Origin of the sequence: Paenibacillus sp. F411 (assembly GCF_017582705.1) — a bacterium.
In the GTDB taxonomy this organism is placed as follows: Bacteria; Bacillota; Bacilli; order Paenibacillales; family Paenibacillaceae; genus Paenibacillus_AQ; species Paenibacillus_AQ algicola.
In genome coordinates this window covers 26,219-41,232 of the sequence record NZ_JAGFIP010000004.1, presented here as the reverse complement: position 1 = coordinate 41,232, position 15,014 = coordinate 26,219, and the positions used below count along the sequence as shown (strand labels likewise).

Below are 15,014 nucleotides of genomic sequence, written 5' to 3'. Positions count from 1 at the left end.
TTCCTCCTCTAAATGTCTCTTAGGCTTTAGGAGCCAAGATCATAATCATGCTGCGGCCTTCCAGCTTCGGCTGGCGCTCGATCACGCTGAGCTCGGCCACTTCCGTCTTCACGCGCTCCAGAATCTTCTGGCCAATATTGGCATGCGTGATTTCACGGCCGCGGAAACGAACGGAACATTTCACTTTGTCGCCGTCCTTCAAGAATTTCACCACATTGCGAAGCTTCGTTTGGTAGTCATGCTCCTCAATGTTTGCACGGAACCAGACTTCCTTGATATCGACAACCTTCTGGTTCTTGCGCGCTTCCTTCTCTTTCTTCTGCTGCTCATAACGGAATTTACCATAGTCCATGATGCGGCAGACCGGCGGTTTCGCCTGAGGGGCTACGTTGACCAAATCAAGATTGAGGTCGATTGCCATCTGCAGCGCTTCCCGAATCGGCTTGATTCCGATCTGTTCACCTTCCGCGCCAACCAAACGTACTTCCCTCGCCCGAATTTCGTCGTTGATCATATGTTCCTTACTAATCGTTCTCCACCTCCGATTTTTTGTTCGTGAGAATACTAAGGTCAGAAGACTTAAAAAAATAAAGGGATGCCGGTCAATCGCCGGCATCCCGTGTGATACACAATCTTAACATGAACGTAAATGTTCGTTAGGGTTCGTGATCATACCAGCCGACAGGAGTCGATCAGGTGAGAAGCGGCGCTTCTGCTTGCAATCAGTATTCTGTTCAAGACACCCAATGAGTGTATCACAGAGAACATAACCCTGTCAACCTTTTTCAATACTGAGCTTACCCCTGCTTGCTCTGCACTTCCTCCAGGCGTACTACCCGGGTATGCTGAGTATGGCTCCACTGCTTATTGTTCTGCGTGAAGAACGCATACACCGTGATTGGATACCACGACAGCAGATACACCGGGAAGAGCACCAGATAAGCATATACCTTCTTGAAGGTAACCTTCTCCAGAATCATAGCCGTCAGGAAGGTGAGCACATTCGCCGCGATTGCGGTAAAGCTCAGCCACACTGGAAGCTGTCCATACAGATTCGCGATGTTCGGACCGTCGAAAAAGGCTGCATCTGCCCAAAGCACGGCTGTCAGGATAAAGGTGAGCAGTACAATATATACGTTCGCTCCATAGAGCGCCAGATCCAGCTTCACAATGCTGCGTTCCTTCAGTGCGCGCCACAGGAGCGGGAAGAAATATCTTCTTGCTACGGTGAAATGACCTTGCATCCATCTCAGGCGCTGTCTGGCAGAAGCCTTAAATGTGAGCGGCTTCTCGTCAAACACCTTGGCATGATAGTTGAACTTCGGATGAATGCCCCGCATCACGCTGCGCATCGTAAACTCCAGGTCCTCTACCAGGCTCGTTGCACCCCAGCCGATTTCCTTCAGCAGGTTGGTTTCGAAGCACATGCCCGTGCCGCCCAGGAAATTCGCCATATTCAGATTATGGCGGGAATTTTGCCACAGACGGTTAATATACCAGTAGGATACTCCGTAAGCCGCAGTAATCCAGGAATCCTCCGGATTCTTGGTATCAATGTAGCCTTGAATGACCTTCGCGCCGGAGCACAAATCGTCATTCATTTCCTTCAGAAAATCTGGATGAGCCAGATTGTCGGCATCAAACATGACAACGGCGTCAAACTGCCGCGGCATAGCCCACAATTCCTTCAGCATCCACTCAATCGCATACCCTTTGCCGCGCAGGTTCTGGTTCGTACGTACGCAAGCATGCATGCCATGCTCTCGGACGATGTCTGCGGTACGGTCTGTGCAGTTATCGCAAATGACGAATACCTCGTAGAGCTCCCTCGGATAATTCAACTGCTTCAGGTTCTCCATCAGTGCACCGACGACCTGCTCCTCGTTATGAGCGGCCACCAGGACGGCGAACGATTTTCTCGGTTCAAAATGCTTCTTTTTCTTTTTGGTGTACATCCCAAATATAGAGAATACAAACTGGTACACACCAATCGCAGCCAGCAAGACCTGCAGTGCGATAAAAATGGCGTCTGTCATGATTCCCCGCTACCCCCTTTTTTCTACCCTGAGAATGTTTTTTTCTCTCTGATGATTGTAAAGCTGCATGACCCTTTGTGGTGCCGGAGAAGCTGACGTAAAAAGCTTGGGTTCTTTGTATTGTATCAAGCTCTGCACGTCATTTCGATTTTCCATCCTTTACGTGCGTTTGTCAAAAGCGCCAGAAGCTCTAATTCGTGAGATTTTCTGTTAAAAAGAGCTTTCCCGCCGAGCTTCATGCCAGCAGGCTCTTCCTCAGCACGCTTTAATTTCTATTTTCATCCGTTTTCATGCTTTTTATTTCATGCCGCGTTCATTTTTTTCCTGAACTTGTTGTCCGCCCCATTTCTTTAACGCTAAAAAGACCCAAAAGGTTTGCGTTCATGTTCAGGTTTTAATAACCTGTCTTGCCATCTTTTGAATCACGCAGCTCTAATTGTAGCGATCCTTTCGGAGGCAGTCAAAAGGCCTTAGACCCTTCTTGGCAGGTAAGCTTTGGGAACGGCAGACCTATGAACCCGGGACTGCACCCTGTCACCTATAGCGTCAATCAGGCAGCGCGCATAGCAGCATTGGTTTGCTTTCCTCAACAGAACACATTATGTTAGGATTACAAAAATTGCATCAGGAACAGGTGACGAAACGTGGCACAAAAAAGAGTCCTGCTATTGTCCGAGGGCTTTGGCGCCGGCCATACCCAGGCTGCTCATGCGCTTGCAAGCAGTCTGCGCCAATGCGCACCGGACGTTCAAACTAAGGTGCTGGAGCTCGGCAGCTTCTTGAACCCGAAGATGGCTCCGCTCATCATTTCAGCATACCGCAAAACCTTGATTTCAAAGCCTCGCCTGATCGGATATATGTACCGTCATCAGAAATCCTTCAACCGCTTTACGTCTCTCGCGCTGCACCGGATTTTTTATACGAGCACCCAGGACGTCGTGCAGCAGCTGAACCCGGATCTGATCGTCTGCACACACTTCATTCCCAATGCCGTCATTGCCAGGCTCAAGCGCCTGGGCGCCCGTGTCCCGCTGTGCACTGTGATTACGGATTACGATGCTCATGACACGTGGATCAGCCCGGAGGTAGACCGATACTTTGTCTCTACACCGGAGGTCAAGCGGAAGCTGCGGAGCAGAGGCGTGTCCCGGGCCAAAATTCAGGTTACAGGCATTCCCGTCCATCCGGACTTCTGGAAACGCCATAGCAAAGATGAAATTCGCCGGGAGTTCGGGCTGTCCGACCTCCCGGCGATCCTGGTTATGGGCGGCGGATGGGGGATGATGAAGGATCAGGTGGTCCATGAATATCTGGCTCGCTGGAAGGATCAGGTCCAGATCATCTTCTGCTTCGGCAGCAATGAGGAGGCACGCCGCGAAATGGAGGCACAGGACCGCTACGGTCATCCTCATATTCATATCCTTGGCTTTACCAAGGAAGTGGACCGGCTGATGGAGGTGTCTGACCTGCTCATTACGAAGCCCGGCGGCATGACATGCACGGAGGGACTGGCCAAAGGCATTCCCATGCTGTTTCATCACCCGCTGCCGGGTCAGGAGGAGGAGAATTTTCAGTACTTTACGGCACAGGGCCTGGGAGAGCCCATTGATTCTCTAGAGGTGCTGGGACGCTGGATGCACCGTTTAGTGGAGCATTACGACGACGTCGTGCAGGAACGGCAGAAGAACCTTGCCAATACCGAGAAATATTTTCCGAAGCAAAGCGCACTCAGCATCTTGGAAATGCTTCAGGAACAGCCTGTCCAGCACTGAGACAGGCTGTTCCCATAAAATAAAAAAGAGACTCCCCACCACGTATGGTGAGCAAGCCTCTCTCCGCTTAGGCTAGACGCCGTATTTCGAAAGACGCTGCTTCCGGTAACGCTCCAGCGCTTCCTGTCCTACGATCGCCTCACAGCGATGAATGTTCATGCCCTGCGAGTAGAACTTCGACTCATACTCCGTCATGACAAACTCCTCGTTCGGCCCTTCCGCATGCAAATCCAGCGAAATGTTGGTCATTTGCAGTCCGTAATCGGCAAATGCATTCAGCGAAAATTGAAAAAGGCTGACTGAATCCGTCTTGAAGTGGATCTCTCCGCGCTCATTCAGAATGCGGACATATTTATCCAGAAATCTTGGATGCGTCAAGCGGCGGCGGCCATGCTTCTTCTTGGGCCACGGATCACTAAAGTTCAAATAAATTCGCTCCAGCTCGCCTTCTTCAAACACATCCTCGACGTTCTCAATATTCATCAGCGCCAGCTGCAGATTAGGAGGAGAATCTACCTCTTCCTCCGCCCACGCGAGGCGTCCTTTCTCACTGGCACGGCGAATAAGCTCATCATACATATCCACGCCAATGAAATTAATCTCCTGATTGCGGTAGCTCATCTGACTGATAAACTGACCCTTGCCCATCCCGAATTCGACATGAATCGGCCGATCATTGCCAAATAGCGACGACCATTTTCCTTTATATTCCTTGGGATTCAGAACAACAATATCCTGCTGCTCCTCCAGGCTTTCCCGGATCCCTTTTCGTCCCCGTAAACGCATAATATACCTCCGACCCTATTGCTATAAAATTACGAACCTTGTGATATTGTGCCGAACTTGACCTCAAAAGTAAAGAGCTGCCTCCAACTTTGGGACAAAAAGAAAGAGGACCCCTCTCTCTTTGCAGAGAAAAAGGCTCCTCCCTCAATATATTTGGAATTGGGGTTCCGCGAATGTCAGTCTGTGGTTAATGTGACGGATGAGAAGGGGCAAATTCAAAGGTTTTCTCAAATGCATCCCTGATCTTGCGCTGGGCGCTTGATTTGACCTTCGGGTTACCGTTAAACTCCACACCGGTCAGGGCTAGTGCTTCCTCCGGAGTTAGTTCCACAGAGATTTTGTCCTTGCTGGTACTGCTGGTTGACGATGAATTCATTCTAATCACCTCTTCTGTAGATGTAGATCAGTATATCCACCAAACTCTACACTTATGAGATAATCCTGAAGAAAAAATTTCACGTCCTGCTAATATTATACCCATGAGTCAAGCTGCTGAAACTTTGTCGTACAGTACTCTTTCTAAAATATATCAAATGGCAAATGAAATGATCAAGTGACAACTATTTGTTACAATGGGTACGATCATATATAAAGGAGATCCTATGCTGACATCCACTCATGAAGCTCCCCTGCTGTGGGGCGACAAACGATTTCATACCTGGAATGCAGAAATGCGGGAGGTGTTCCAGGAAAAAGTGTTCAAGGTGACACTGGACGCCGGCTTTACCTGCCCGAATCGTGACGGCACGATCGCCAAGGGCGGCTGCACGTTCTGCAGCGCAAGGGGCTCCGGTGACTTCGCTGGCAGCCGCCGCGATGACCTGGTGACACAATTCAACACCATCCGCGACCGGCAGCACCAGAAATGGCCGCACGCCAAGTATATCGGCTATTTCCAGGCCTATACGAATACTTACGCTCCCGTAGAAGAGCTGCGAGTGTATTTCGAAACCATTCTAAAGCAGCCGGGTGTCGTCGGGCTGTCGATTGCTACTCGGCCAGATTGTTTGCCGGATGATGTCCTGGAATACCTCGCTGAGCTGAACGAGCGTACCTATCTATGGGTAGAAATGGGTCTGCAGACGATACATGAATCCACCTCCCAGCTGATCAACCGCGCCCACGATACACAATGTTATTATGAGGCCGTAGAAAAGCTGCGCAGGCACAATATCCGGATCTGCTCCCATATTATTTACGGCCTGCCACAGGAGGATCATGAGATGATGCTGTCCACTGGCCGCGCGGTTGCAGGGATGGACGTTCAGGGCATCAAAATCCACCTGCTGCATCTGATGCGCAAGACCCCTATGGTCAAGCAGTATGAGGCGGGGTTGCTCCGTTTTCTGGAGCAGGATGAATATATCGGGCTTATTGCAGACACACTGGAATTTCTTCCGCCGGAGATGATTGTCCACCGGCTGACCGGCGATGCTCCTCGCGACCTGCTGATCGGTCCCATGTGGAGCAGACGCAAATGGGAAGTTCTAAACGGCATTGATGCCGAGCTGAAGCGCCGTAATACATGGCAGGGCAAGCTATGGAAGGAGCTGGGCTGATGGGATTTCTATCTGTGCTGAGCTTTGCGCACAAGCTGGTAACCGATCGCCTCTCTGCCGGGGGCATCGCCGTGGACGGCACCGCCGGAACAGGCGCAGATACCCTTTTTCTTGCGGAGAAGGCTGGAAGCAGGGGCAAGGTCTATGCGCTGGATATCCAGGAGCAGGCGCTGCAATTAACCCGGGAACGCCTGGAGCGAGCGGCTTCAAAGAAACTTGCCGAGGTGGAGCTTGTGCTGGGCAGCCACCATGCCATGCTGGAGCTGCTGCCTCCCTCCTGCCGCGGCAAGGTGTCTGCGATCATGTTCAACCTGGGCTATTTGCCGGCAGAGGGGGCTGACAAGGCATTAATCACCTCACCTTCAAGCACACTGCCCGCACTGGAGGCGGGCCTTGAGCTGCTGGCGCCAGGCGGCATCATGACCATTGTCCTCTATCCCGGCCATGAAGGCGGCAGAGAGGAAGCTGCTGCTGTAGAGGCCTGGTGCGCCGGCGTTCCACCGCTTACCGCGCAGTGTATTTTGTACCGCGGGCTGCAGCGGGATGATGCGCCTTATCTTATTGCACTGGAACGAAAAAAGCCGTTATGATAGATTGAATCCAAAAAACACGTGAAAGGCAGATGATTACATCATGACAAAACCGTATCCGCTATTATTTCAGCCCGAATTCAAGGAACGCGTCTGGGGCGGACGTGCCCTGGAGCAGTTCGGCCTTAACCTTCCGGAAGGACAAATCGGCGAAGGCTGGATGATCGCCGATCATCCCAACGGCACTACGACGGTTGCGAACGGCGAGCTCGCCGGAACCGGACTGGACCAGATCCGGGAACAAATGGGCCGGGAATGGTTCGGAAATAAAGGCTTCTCTGAGAAGAACGGCCGTTTCCCCCTGCTGATCAAGCTGCTGGACTGCAACGATGATTTGTCCGTTCAGGTACACCCTACAGATGATTATGCAGGACTGCCTCAAGGAGAGCTCGGCAAGACTGAAATGTGGTATGTGCTTGACGCCAAGCCCGATGCCAAGATCATCTACGGCTTGAAGGAAGGCGTGAAGCGCGAGGATTTAAAGACGGCTCTGGAGAACGGCACCGTCATGGATTCTCTGCAGGAGGTCCCTGTTAAGGCGGGTGACACCTTCTACATCCCTGCCGGTACCGTTCATGCTCTTTGTGCGGGTGTTGTCGTTGCTGAAATCCAGCAAAACTCCGACACAACGTACCGGATTTATGATTATAACCGTCCAGGCCTCGACGGCAAGCCGCGGGAGCTGCATGTGGAGGATTCCCTGAATGTAACTGCTTATGAAGGCTCCGGTGCGACAACAATGAGCACAGACCAGGCAGTACCGGGCCAGTGGCTTCAGCTGGCTGCCTCTCCTTATTTTGTCGTGGAGAAGGGCATCGTGGAGGGAGAATGGAGTCTCGGCACTACCCAAGACAGCTTTACGATTCTTGTAACCTGTGAAGGGGAAGGCACCCTGACATGGGAAGGCGGCTCCCAGAAGTTCACTTCCGGCCAATGCTTCCTGCTTCCAGCGAATCTGGGATCCTACTCTCTTGAAGGCCATGCAGTGGTGCTCCGCTCCTACCTGCCTTAAGCCATTTTATGATGTCATCAGATTCATAACCGCTTTGCTTCAAACCAGGACAACGCATGTGGAGGTGGCTGAGTGATGCAGCACGAAAGCTTCACCATGCTGAACGATGCCGGCATGGACATTTTCGTACAACGGTGGACCCCGCCGGCCGGAGTCCCTGTCAAGGCTGTGCTTCAAATTGCCCATGGTATGTGCGAGACCAGTGATCGTTATGCTGAACTCGCCGCTCTGCTGAGCTCAAACGGCTATGCGGTGTATGCCAATGACCACCGCGGCCATGGCCGCACTGCGGGTCAGATCGATCGGCTAGGTGATGCCGGGGAGAACGGCTTCAACGGCATGATCGCCGATCTGCTGCTGCTGCAAGGCATCATTCGGAAGCAATATGGGGAGCTTCCGCTCTTTATGCTGGGACACAGTATGGGGTCCTTCCTTATCCAAAAAATCATGTGTACCGAAGGGACTGCCTATGACGGCTACCTTCTATCAGGCTCGAACGGTCCCCGCGGTCTATTGTCATTCGGGCAGACCCTTGCCGCACTGCAATTACGGCTTCAGGGACAAATGCACCGCAGCCTGCTTCTGAACACGATCGTGTTCGGACCCTACAGCAAAGGCCTCGGCCCCATCCGAACCGCCTTTGACTGGCTCTCTCGGGATGAAGAAGAGGTACGTCGATATGTTGAGGACCCGTACTGCGGCCAGATCTGCTCCACCCGCTTCTTCATGGAGTTCTTCTCACTGCTGCGTGAGATTCACCAGCCGAAGCTGCTGAAGGGGCTTGTGAAGAACAGGCCGATTTATATTTTCTCCGGGGAGGACGATCCCGTCGGGATGCGGGGCAAGGGAGTACGGAACCTGATCCAGATGTATCGGGAGCGCGGGGTACAGCAGCTGGAATACCGCTTGTATCCCGGCGGCAGGCATGAAATGCTGCATGAGACCAATCGGCGGGAGGTCGAGGGAGATGTGCTCCACTGGCTGGACAGCCATGTGCAGTGTGAAGAGCCTTTGAATCCCGCGCCTCTGATGTAACCTAAAAAACGTCCGGAAGCCACTCTTATGAGTGATTTCCGGACGTTTTGGGTTCTGTAATGCTTTAGATTTCTTACCGTTCCAGCTTGGCGGTAAAATACCGGGGCTTCCCGTCCGGCGTGTGCTGCTGATACAGCACAACCAGCAGCGTGGCCTGAGAAGAATGATCCCTGCTAAAGGCCGCGGAAGCAGCCGCATTCCCTGACCCGCCTGCTGCATCCAGCACTTCTGCTTCTGCCAGGCCGCGCTTCGCCACCACTTCTTCCAGGTCGAAAGGCAGCACCTCGATCATCGCATGCTTCTGCAGCTCCCGCTCTCCAATGCCTAATTGTGCGAAGTCGCCAGTAAAGTCCTGAGCCCGCTCGACAGCCTTTTTGACCAGTGAAGTCCACTCGTCTTTATTCTGCGTGAAGTCCCACCAGATTTTGCGCGGCTTATATTTATGACCCAGGAAATAATCGAGCTTCATCAGTCCCTGAATGACATCCATTTGCGGCGTGCCCCGCTCCAGCAGGAAGGCGTTCAGCCGAGTGAACAGATCCTCCAGCTGATGACCGATCTTCTGCCAGCCCTGCCCCTCCCAGTAGTCTCCAAAGGCCTGGAAGAAGTCGAAGGGGGACGGAAAGCTGTGGGTCATTAGATAGTTTAAGGTATGGTCCATCCGGTGGGCATTCCAATACTTCTCCAGCACGTCCTCCAGCCGCTTCAGACGGACAATATCGGTGAAGGGCATCACATCGCTGCTCAGCATCTCATACGGCGCATGGTCCATGTACGTGTAATTGTATTTGGCTGCATCAATTCGCAGCCCTGTACCGCGAAGCATTTTCAGGAAGCCGAGCTGCAGCTCCTCCGGCCCCAATGCGAATACGTCATTAAACGTTTTGCGGAACGTATCGTAATCCTCCAGCGGCAGGCCGGCAATGAGATCCAGATGCTGGTCAATCTTGCCGCTTTCTTTGATTTTGGTTACCGTGCGGGTCAGCTTGGAGAAATTCTGTCTGCGCTTCACCAGCTCATTCGTCGGGTCATTCGTGGACTGTACCCCGATCTCGAAGCGGAAGATTCCCGGCGGTGCATGCTCGGCCAAATAATCCAGCACCTCCGGCCGCATAATATCAGCAGTAATCTCAAATTGAAACACACAGCCCTGATGATTCTCAATCAGAAACGCGAACATATCCAGTGCATAGTCCCGCTTGATGTTAAAGGTCCGATCCACAAATTTGATGAGCTTGGCCCCTTGGTCAATCAGATACAGAATGTCCGCCTTGGTCCGCTCAATATCATAGTAGCGCACGCCCACCTCAATACTGGACAGGCAGAACTGGCAGTTAAAGGGACAGCCCCGGCTTGTCTCGAAATACACGACACGGTTTGCCAGATGCGGAACATCCTCTTGAAACCGGTGCGGCGAGGGTAAATCCTTGAGCTCCGCCTTCGGGCGCGGAGGATTGATGACCGTCTCACTCCCCTTGCGGTATGCAATCCCGTACACGAAATGATACTTCTGATCTCCCTCGATCGTCTTCAGCAGATGGTGCAGCGTCTCTTCCCCTTCGCCCATGACGATAAAATCAACGTTGACGAGCCGCTCCATCCAATACCCGGTATCGTAGGACACCTCCGGACCGCCGAGGACGATGGTCACCTCCGGCATTACTTTTTTGAGAATATCAATAACCTTGATCGTCTCTTCAATATTCCAGATATAGCAGGAGAAGCCCACCACTGCCGGCCGGCGCTGAAACAGATCGGAGACGATATTCATCACCGGATCCTTGATCGTATACTCTGCCAGCTCAATGTCAAAGTCATGCTCGCTGTACGCCTTCAGGCAGCGAATCGCCAGGGAGGTATGGATGTATTTTGCGTTTAATGTAGACAGGATGACTTTCATGCTTCACGACCTAACTTTAATTTAGTATTCATCCGAACCGCCGTCTGCCCCCTGGCTTTGAAAAAACTGCAGGAATGGCAGGCCGTATTTCCGGTATTTCACTTCTCCGACCCCTTTGACCTGGAGCATATCCTGCTCCGTCTGGGGACAAATTACGCTCATCTCGCGCAGCGTAGCATCATTAAAAATAATATAAGAGGGAACATGCTCCCGACTCGCCAGCTCCCGCCGGATCAGGCGCAGCTGCTCGAACACCGTCTCGTTCACAGCAGACGGAGAGGTATCCCTCGCGCTCCGGCGCTGGGAGACGGCCTTGGATGGCCGCGGCACCCGCTGCGTAACCTCGCGCTGTCCGCGCAGCACCTCAGCGGCAAGGCTCTGCAGCCTCACGACCGGATACTGGCCTTCCGAGAGGGCCAGATAGCCTTCCGAGATCAGTACATTGATACTTTCGGCAATCTCCTTCTCTGTCCGGCCATTCATAACGCCGTAGGTAGGCAGGCGGTCAAAGCCGTACTCCAGCAGCTTTTTGGCACGGGAGCCCTTCAGCACGGAGGCAATCATCGACACCCCGAAGCGCTCGCGCATTCTGTGGATACAAGAAAAAATCTTCTGCGCATCCACCGTAATATCAACAAGCTCGCGATCATCCGTGCAGGAGCTGCATGTGCCGCAGCGCTCGTCGCCGTGCTCTTCTCCGAAGTAATCCAGCATCGCGCTGCGCAGGCAGCGGGTCGTGTAGCAATAATCGATCATCTGCTGCAGCTTGCGGTATTCATTATGCTTGCGCTCCCCATCCTGGGGATTCTGCTCGATCAGAAATTTTTGGGTCATAATGTCCTGGGCGCTAAACAGCAGGATGCACTGGCTCGGCTCTCCGTCCCGGCCCGCGCGGCCTGCCTCTTGAATGTAGGACTCCATGTTCTTGGGCATATTGTAGTGAATGACATAGCGGACGTTAGATTTATCAATCCCCATGCCGAATGCATTCGTAGCGACAATCACGCGAATGTCGTCATACAGAAACGCTTCCTGGCTCGACGCCCGCTCGTCATCGCTCATCCCTGCATGATACCGTCCTGCGGCCAAGCCTTTCAGCTGAAGCCGCTGACATAGATCATCGACCTCTTTGCGGGTTGCGGCATATACAATGCCCGACTCATGAGCATGCGAGGCCGCATAATCCAGCACGAACTCCTTCTTGCTCTCACCGCGGAGAACGGACATATGCAGGTTGTCCCGACCAAGTCCGGTAACGAATACCTGCGGAGTCTGAAGCTGCAGCAGTCGCTGAATGTCCTCCATGACCTCCGGTGTTGCGGTCGCGGTAAATGCGGCGACAATGGGACGTCTTGGCAGTCCCCGCACGAACGGTGCCACAGACAAATAGCTTGTCCGGAAATCATGGCCCCATTGAGATACACAGTGAGCTTCGTCCACCGCTACACAGGAGATGTCCAGGCTCCCCATTTCCTCGCGGAACCAGTCCAGCTCCAGCCGCTCCGGAGCTACATAGAGCAGCTTCAGCTCTCTTGCCTTGGCTGCACGGATCCGGTCGTTAACCTCACGGCCGCTCAATGTGCTATTGATATATGCTGCAGCAATGCCGGCGCTTTGCAGCGCATCCACCTGATCCTTCATCAGGGAAATGAGCGGCGATACCACGAGAGTCAGGCCCTGATAAATAAGCGCCGGAATCTGATAGCAGATGGACTTGCCGCCTCCGGTCGGCATAATGCCGAGCGTGTCACTGCCTTCCAGCAGGCTGGCGACAATCTTCTTCTGGCCTTCACGAAAATCAGGATACCCGTAATATTTCTGCAGATACTCCTTCGCTGTATGAAAATCAATAGATTGTTTATGGATCAATGATAAAACTCCTTCTGTTCACCTTTAAGCCCCTAGGAGACATCCTCTCTTGCTGCGTGATCACGGGATGCTCCGGGCTTTACAGCGCTCCCTATTCCTCTCTAATTTTACCGGGCTTTGGCAGGATGGGCAACCACGAAGGAGCACTGCTTTTCCCCCTGTGATCCCGGATCATGGTCAGAACGGTTAAAAACGTCTTCGAAACGGGTAAAACAAAGACATAGTCTGTCTGCCCAAAGGATTAAGAACCAGGGTTCCTGGAAAACCTACCTTACAAACTCGATGTTAAAGGGGAAAATGCTATGAAACCTGTTTCCGATGAACGTATTACGCTACACGGGTTTAACAACCTGACGAAATCACTGAGCTTTAACATGTACGATATTTGCTATACGAAGACGAAAGAAGAACGCGAGGCATACATTGAATATATTGACGAGCAGTACAATGCCGACCGCTTGACCAAAATCCTGACCCACGTCTCTGATATTATCGGCGCCCATGTGCTGAATGTCGCCAAGCAGGATTATGTGCCGCAGGGTGCGAGCGTAACGGTCCTCGTGTCCGAGGGTCCGATTGTAGAGGTGCCGAACGAATCCTATGAGGAATCACCGGGGCCGCTGCCCGACAATGTCGTTCTCCAGCTGGACAAAAGCCATATTACGGTGCATACCTACCCGGAGTACCATCCGCATGAAGGAATCAGCACGTTTCGGGCAGATATCGACGTGTCCACTTGTGGAGAAATATCTCCGCTAAAAGCACTGAACTATTTGATTCATTCCTTTGACACGGACATCATGACCATTGATTACCGAATTCGAGGCTTTACGCGCGATATTAACGGCCAGAAGCTGTTCATCGACCATGATATCAGCTCCATCCAGAATTACATTCCCGACGAGGCCCAGGAATTATACGATATGATTGACGTCAATGTGTATCAGGAAAATATTTTCCATACCAAATGCAAGCTGAAGCAGTTTGATCTGGACAACTATTTGTTCGGCTACACGAAGGACAAGCTCTCCCGCAAGGAGCAGGAAGCCATTACCGAGCGGCTGAAGCTGGAGATGGATGAAATCTACTACGCCAAAAATATCGAGCGTTCCTGAAGACTGCACGGATATGTATTCATAGTGCGGCGCCTTGCCCTAGTGCAAAGGCGCCGTTTGCTTGTATATGGGGCTTGCAGCATGTCCCCAGACAGCAAAAAAGACCGGGAGGCCCGGTCTTTTTTGCTGTCTGTATGTTGTGAAGTCATAATGTTAAAACATTGGAAACACGTAATTGATCAGGAAGTATAACAGCCCGAAGAAAATAATAAGGTAGGCAGCATATTTAATAAACGTGGAAGCTACCATACTGTTATCGTTTCGTTCTTCAACATTACGGGTTTCGACTTCAACATTTTCATGACGCTGGCGGGAATCCATCTTCTATTCCTCCCTTTTCTCCTGGTCAGCCAGGATCTGGTTTGCAGCTGCTTGCTTATTCTTACACATTATGCAGGCGCTTGAACCAATCCTACCCCATGACGCCAATCAGCACGGGCAGCAGGATAAAGGAGGACAGCGTCGTCCACAGGATGCACCGCGATACGAGCTTCGGGGCCGCGTCATACTGCTCCGCCAGAATTACCGCGTTTACAGCCGCAGGCATGGAAGAGAGGATGAGCAGCACGGCAAACAGCGTACGGTCCACCGGCAGCAGAACCAGGAGCCCCCAGGCAGTTAACGGACCAATGATCATCCGCATTGCCATGCCGGACCAGAACCCGGCGGGTGTGACAAGGGCTGTTTCCTTGCCTTCTTTTACCCCCATCATCTGTGCACCCAGAATGACCAAAGCTAACGGCGCATAGGCCGCAGACAGCATAGACACCCCGGTATCCAGCGCCTCCGGCAGCACGGTTCCGCTCATCCGGAGCAGCACCGCACACACCGCTGCATAAATCGAAGGAAGCGTGAAGACCGATTGAAACGCCTTCGCTGCGGAGAAATGGGAACGTGCGGCGACAAATACCCCAAAGGTGTTCACAATAATAATCTGGATAATAACATAAACCGAGGCCTTATCCAGTCCCAGCTGACCGAAGGCCAGCAGCACGAGGGGCAGTCCGTAATTGACACTGTTCGTGAACAGGGTCGTCAGCGCAAGGCCTGCCTGCTCCGGCTGGGACAGCTTCAGCAGCTTTCCGAGCAGGGAGCAGAGCAGCCATAGCACCACCACATTGGCGACGCAGAAGACGGCCGTCACTGCCACATCCGATGTCGTGATCTCGGCATGCAGCAGGGTGTCAAAGATCAGTGCTGGACTCATGATATAAAGCGACACTGCAGACAAGGGCTTGGTCGCCAAGCCCTTGTAATATCTCAGTAAAGCCCCTGCCACCACCGGCAGGGAGATCGGAAGAAACACATGATATAGCGTAGTTAAGAATGATGTCAGCATG

Annotated in this window: 14 protein-coding genes; 6 read left to right on the top strand and 8 right to left on the bottom strand. The window is 52.5% G+C overall.

Features of this window, described 5'->3' with window-relative positions; all coding sequences use genetic code 11:
- Nucleotides 1-19 precede the first annotated feature (19 nt).
- Nucleotides 20-514, bottom strand: coding sequence for a translation initiation factor IF-3 (gene infC / locus JJQ72_RS05685; protein WP_138226728.1), 495 nt, complete (start codon nucleotides 512-514; stop codon nucleotides 20-22).
- A 283-nt stretch (nucleotides 515-797) separates the two neighbouring features.
- Nucleotides 798-2,036, bottom strand: coding sequence for a glycosyltransferase family 2 protein (locus JJQ72_RS05680; RefSeq protein WP_138226729.1), 1,239 nt, complete (start codon nucleotides 2,034-2,036; stop codon nucleotides 798-800).
- A 644-nt stretch (nucleotides 2,037-2,680) separates the two neighbouring features.
- Between JJQ72_RS05680 and JJQ72_RS05675 the strand changes: the two genes are divergently transcribed.
- Nucleotides 2,681-3,808, top strand: a complete 1,128-nt coding sequence (locus JJQ72_RS05675; protein ID WP_208203035.1) for an MGDG synthase family glycosyltransferase — start codon at nucleotides 2,681-2,683, stop codon at nucleotides 3,806-3,808.
- A 72-nt stretch (nucleotides 3,809-3,880) separates the two neighbouring features.
- Here the strand turns inward: JJQ72_RS05675 and trmB are convergent, their stop codons facing one another.
- Nucleotides 3,881-4,594 (bottom strand): tRNA (guanosine(46)-N7)-methyltransferase TrmB, encoded by a 714-nt coding sequence (gene trmB, locus JJQ72_RS05670; RefSeq protein WP_208203034.1) that lies wholly within the window; start codon nucleotides 4,592-4,594, stop codon nucleotides 3,881-3,883.
- Between the two features lie 187 nt (nucleotides 4,595-4,781).
- Nucleotides 4,782-4,970 carry a hypothetical protein gene (locus JJQ72_RS05665; RefSeq protein ID WP_138226732.1) on the bottom strand — a complete coding sequence of 63 codons (189 nt, stop codon included), beginning with the start codon at nucleotides 4,968-4,970 and terminating at the stop codon, nucleotides 4,782-4,784.
- A 226-nt stretch (nucleotides 4,971-5,196) separates the two neighbouring features.
- Here JJQ72_RS05665 and mnmL point away from each other — a divergent pair, with 226 nt between their 5' ends.
- The 4 genes from mnmL to JJQ72_RS05645 all read left to right on the top strand — a co-directional run bounded on the left by mnmL (nucleotide 5,197) and on the right by JJQ72_RS05645 (nucleotide 8,790).
- Nucleotides 5,197-6,153 (top strand): tRNA modification radical SAM protein MnmL/YtqA, encoded by a 957-nt coding sequence (mnmL, locus tag JJQ72_RS05660; protein ID WP_208203033.1) that lies wholly within the window; start codon nucleotides 5,197-5,199, stop codon nucleotides 6,151-6,153.
- Nucleotides 6,153-6,743: a tRNA 5-(aminomethyl)-2-thiouridylate-methyltransferase MnmM gene (gene mnmM, locus JJQ72_RS05655; RefSeq protein WP_208203032.1), complete on the top strand. Its 591-nt coding sequence runs from the start codon at nucleotides 6,153-6,155 to the stop codon at nucleotides 6,741-6,743. Before mnmL ends, mnmM begins: the two co-directional genes overlap by 1 nt.
- A gap of 43 nt (nucleotides 6,744-6,786) precedes the next feature.
- Nucleotides 6,787-7,755 (top strand): type I phosphomannose isomerase catalytic subunit, encoded by a 969-nt coding sequence (locus tag JJQ72_RS05650; RefSeq protein WP_208203031.1) that lies wholly within the window; start codon nucleotides 6,787-6,789, stop codon nucleotides 7,753-7,755.
- Nucleotides 7,756-7,830: 75 nt separating this feature from the next.
- Nucleotides 7,831-8,790 carry an alpha/beta fold hydrolase gene (locus JJQ72_RS05645; RefSeq protein WP_208203177.1) on the top strand — a complete coding sequence of 320 codons (960 nt, stop codon included), beginning with the start codon at nucleotides 7,831-7,833 and terminating at the stop codon, nucleotides 8,788-8,790.
- A 73-nt stretch (nucleotides 8,791-8,863) separates the two neighbouring features.
- Here JJQ72_RS05645 and JJQ72_RS05640 read toward each other — a convergent pair whose 3' ends face one another.
- A complete protein-coding gene (locus tag JJQ72_RS05640; RefSeq protein ID WP_208203030.1) occupies nucleotides 8,864-10,690 on the bottom strand; it encodes a B12-binding domain-containing radical SAM protein in 1,827 nt (608 codons plus the stop codon).
- Nucleotides 10,691-10,711: 21 nt separating this feature from the next.
- Nucleotides 10,712-12,556 (bottom strand): DNA helicase RecQ, encoded by a 1,845-nt coding sequence (gene recQ / locus JJQ72_RS05635; RefSeq protein ID WP_208203176.1) that lies wholly within the window; start codon nucleotides 12,554-12,556, stop codon nucleotides 10,712-10,714.
- Nucleotides 12,557-12,861: 305 nt separating this feature from the next.
- Here recQ and speD point away from each other — a divergent pair, with 305 nt between their 5' ends.
- Nucleotides 12,862-13,674 (top strand): adenosylmethionine decarboxylase, encoded by an 813-nt coding sequence (speD, locus tag JJQ72_RS05630; protein ID WP_138226738.1) that lies wholly within the window; start codon nucleotides 12,862-12,864, stop codon nucleotides 13,672-13,674.
- Between the two features lie 153 nt (nucleotides 13,675-13,827).
- Here the strand turns inward: speD and JJQ72_RS05625 are convergent, their stop codons facing one another.
- Both JJQ72_RS05625 and JJQ72_RS05620 read right to left on the bottom strand, forming a co-directional pair.
- The gene (locus JJQ72_RS05625) at nucleotides 13,828-13,995 is read right to left on the bottom strand and encodes a hypothetical protein (RefSeq protein ID WP_175415334.1); all 168 of its coding nucleotides are present in this window, start codon (nucleotides 13,993-13,995) and stop codon (nucleotides 13,828-13,830) included.
- A 91-nt stretch (nucleotides 13,996-14,086) separates the two neighbouring features.
- Nucleotides 14,087-15,013, bottom strand: a complete 927-nt coding sequence (locus tag JJQ72_RS05620; RefSeq protein ID WP_138227844.1) for an AEC family transporter — start codon at nucleotides 15,011-15,013, stop codon at nucleotides 14,087-14,089.
- Between the last annotated feature and the right edge of the window lies 1 nt (nucleotide 15,014).

Coding starts and splice junctions, on each gene's coding strand:
- JJQ72_RS05620 (WP_138227844.1), bottom strand. CDS start 15,013: ATGCTGACATCATTCTTAACTACGCTATATCATGTGTTTCTTCCGATC.
- JJQ72_RS05665 (WP_138226732.1), bottom strand. CDS start 4,970: ATGAATTCATCGTCAACCAGCAGTACCAGCAAGGACAAAATCTCTGTG.
- mnmL (WP_208203033.1), top strand. CDS start 5,197: ATGCTGACATCCACTCATGAAGCTCCCCTGCTGTGGGGCGACAAACGA.
- infC (WP_138226728.1), bottom strand. CDS start 514: ATGATCAACGACGAAATTCGGGCGAGGGAAGTACGTTTGGTTGGCGCG.
- JJQ72_RS05645 (WP_208203177.1), top strand. CDS start 7,831: ATGCAGCACGAAAGCTTCACCATGCTGAACGATGCCGGCATGGACATT.
- JJQ72_RS05680 (WP_138226729.1), bottom strand. CDS start 2,036: ATGACAGACGCCATTTTTATCGCACTGCAGGTCTTGCTGGCTGCGATT.
- JJQ72_RS05625 (WP_175415334.1), bottom strand. CDS start 13,995: ATGGATTCCCGCCAGCGTCATGAAAATGTTGAAGTCGAAACCCGTAAT.
- mnmM (WP_208203032.1), top strand. CDS start 6,153: ATGGGATTTCTATCTGTGCTGAGCTTTGCGCACAAGCTGGTAACCGAT.
- JJQ72_RS05640 (WP_208203030.1), bottom strand. CDS start 10,690: ATGAAAGTCATCCTGTCTACATTAAACGCAAAATACATCCATACCTCC.
- JJQ72_RS05650 (WP_208203031.1), top strand. CDS start 6,787: ATGACAAAACCGTATCCGCTATTATTTCAGCCCGAATTCAAGGAACGC.
- trmB (WP_208203034.1), bottom strand. CDS start 4,594: ATGCGTTTACGGGGACGAAAAGGGATCCGGGAAAGCCTGGAGGAGCAG.
- speD (WP_138226738.1), top strand. CDS start 12,862: ATGAAACCTGTTTCCGATGAACGTATTACGCTACACGGGTTTAACAAC.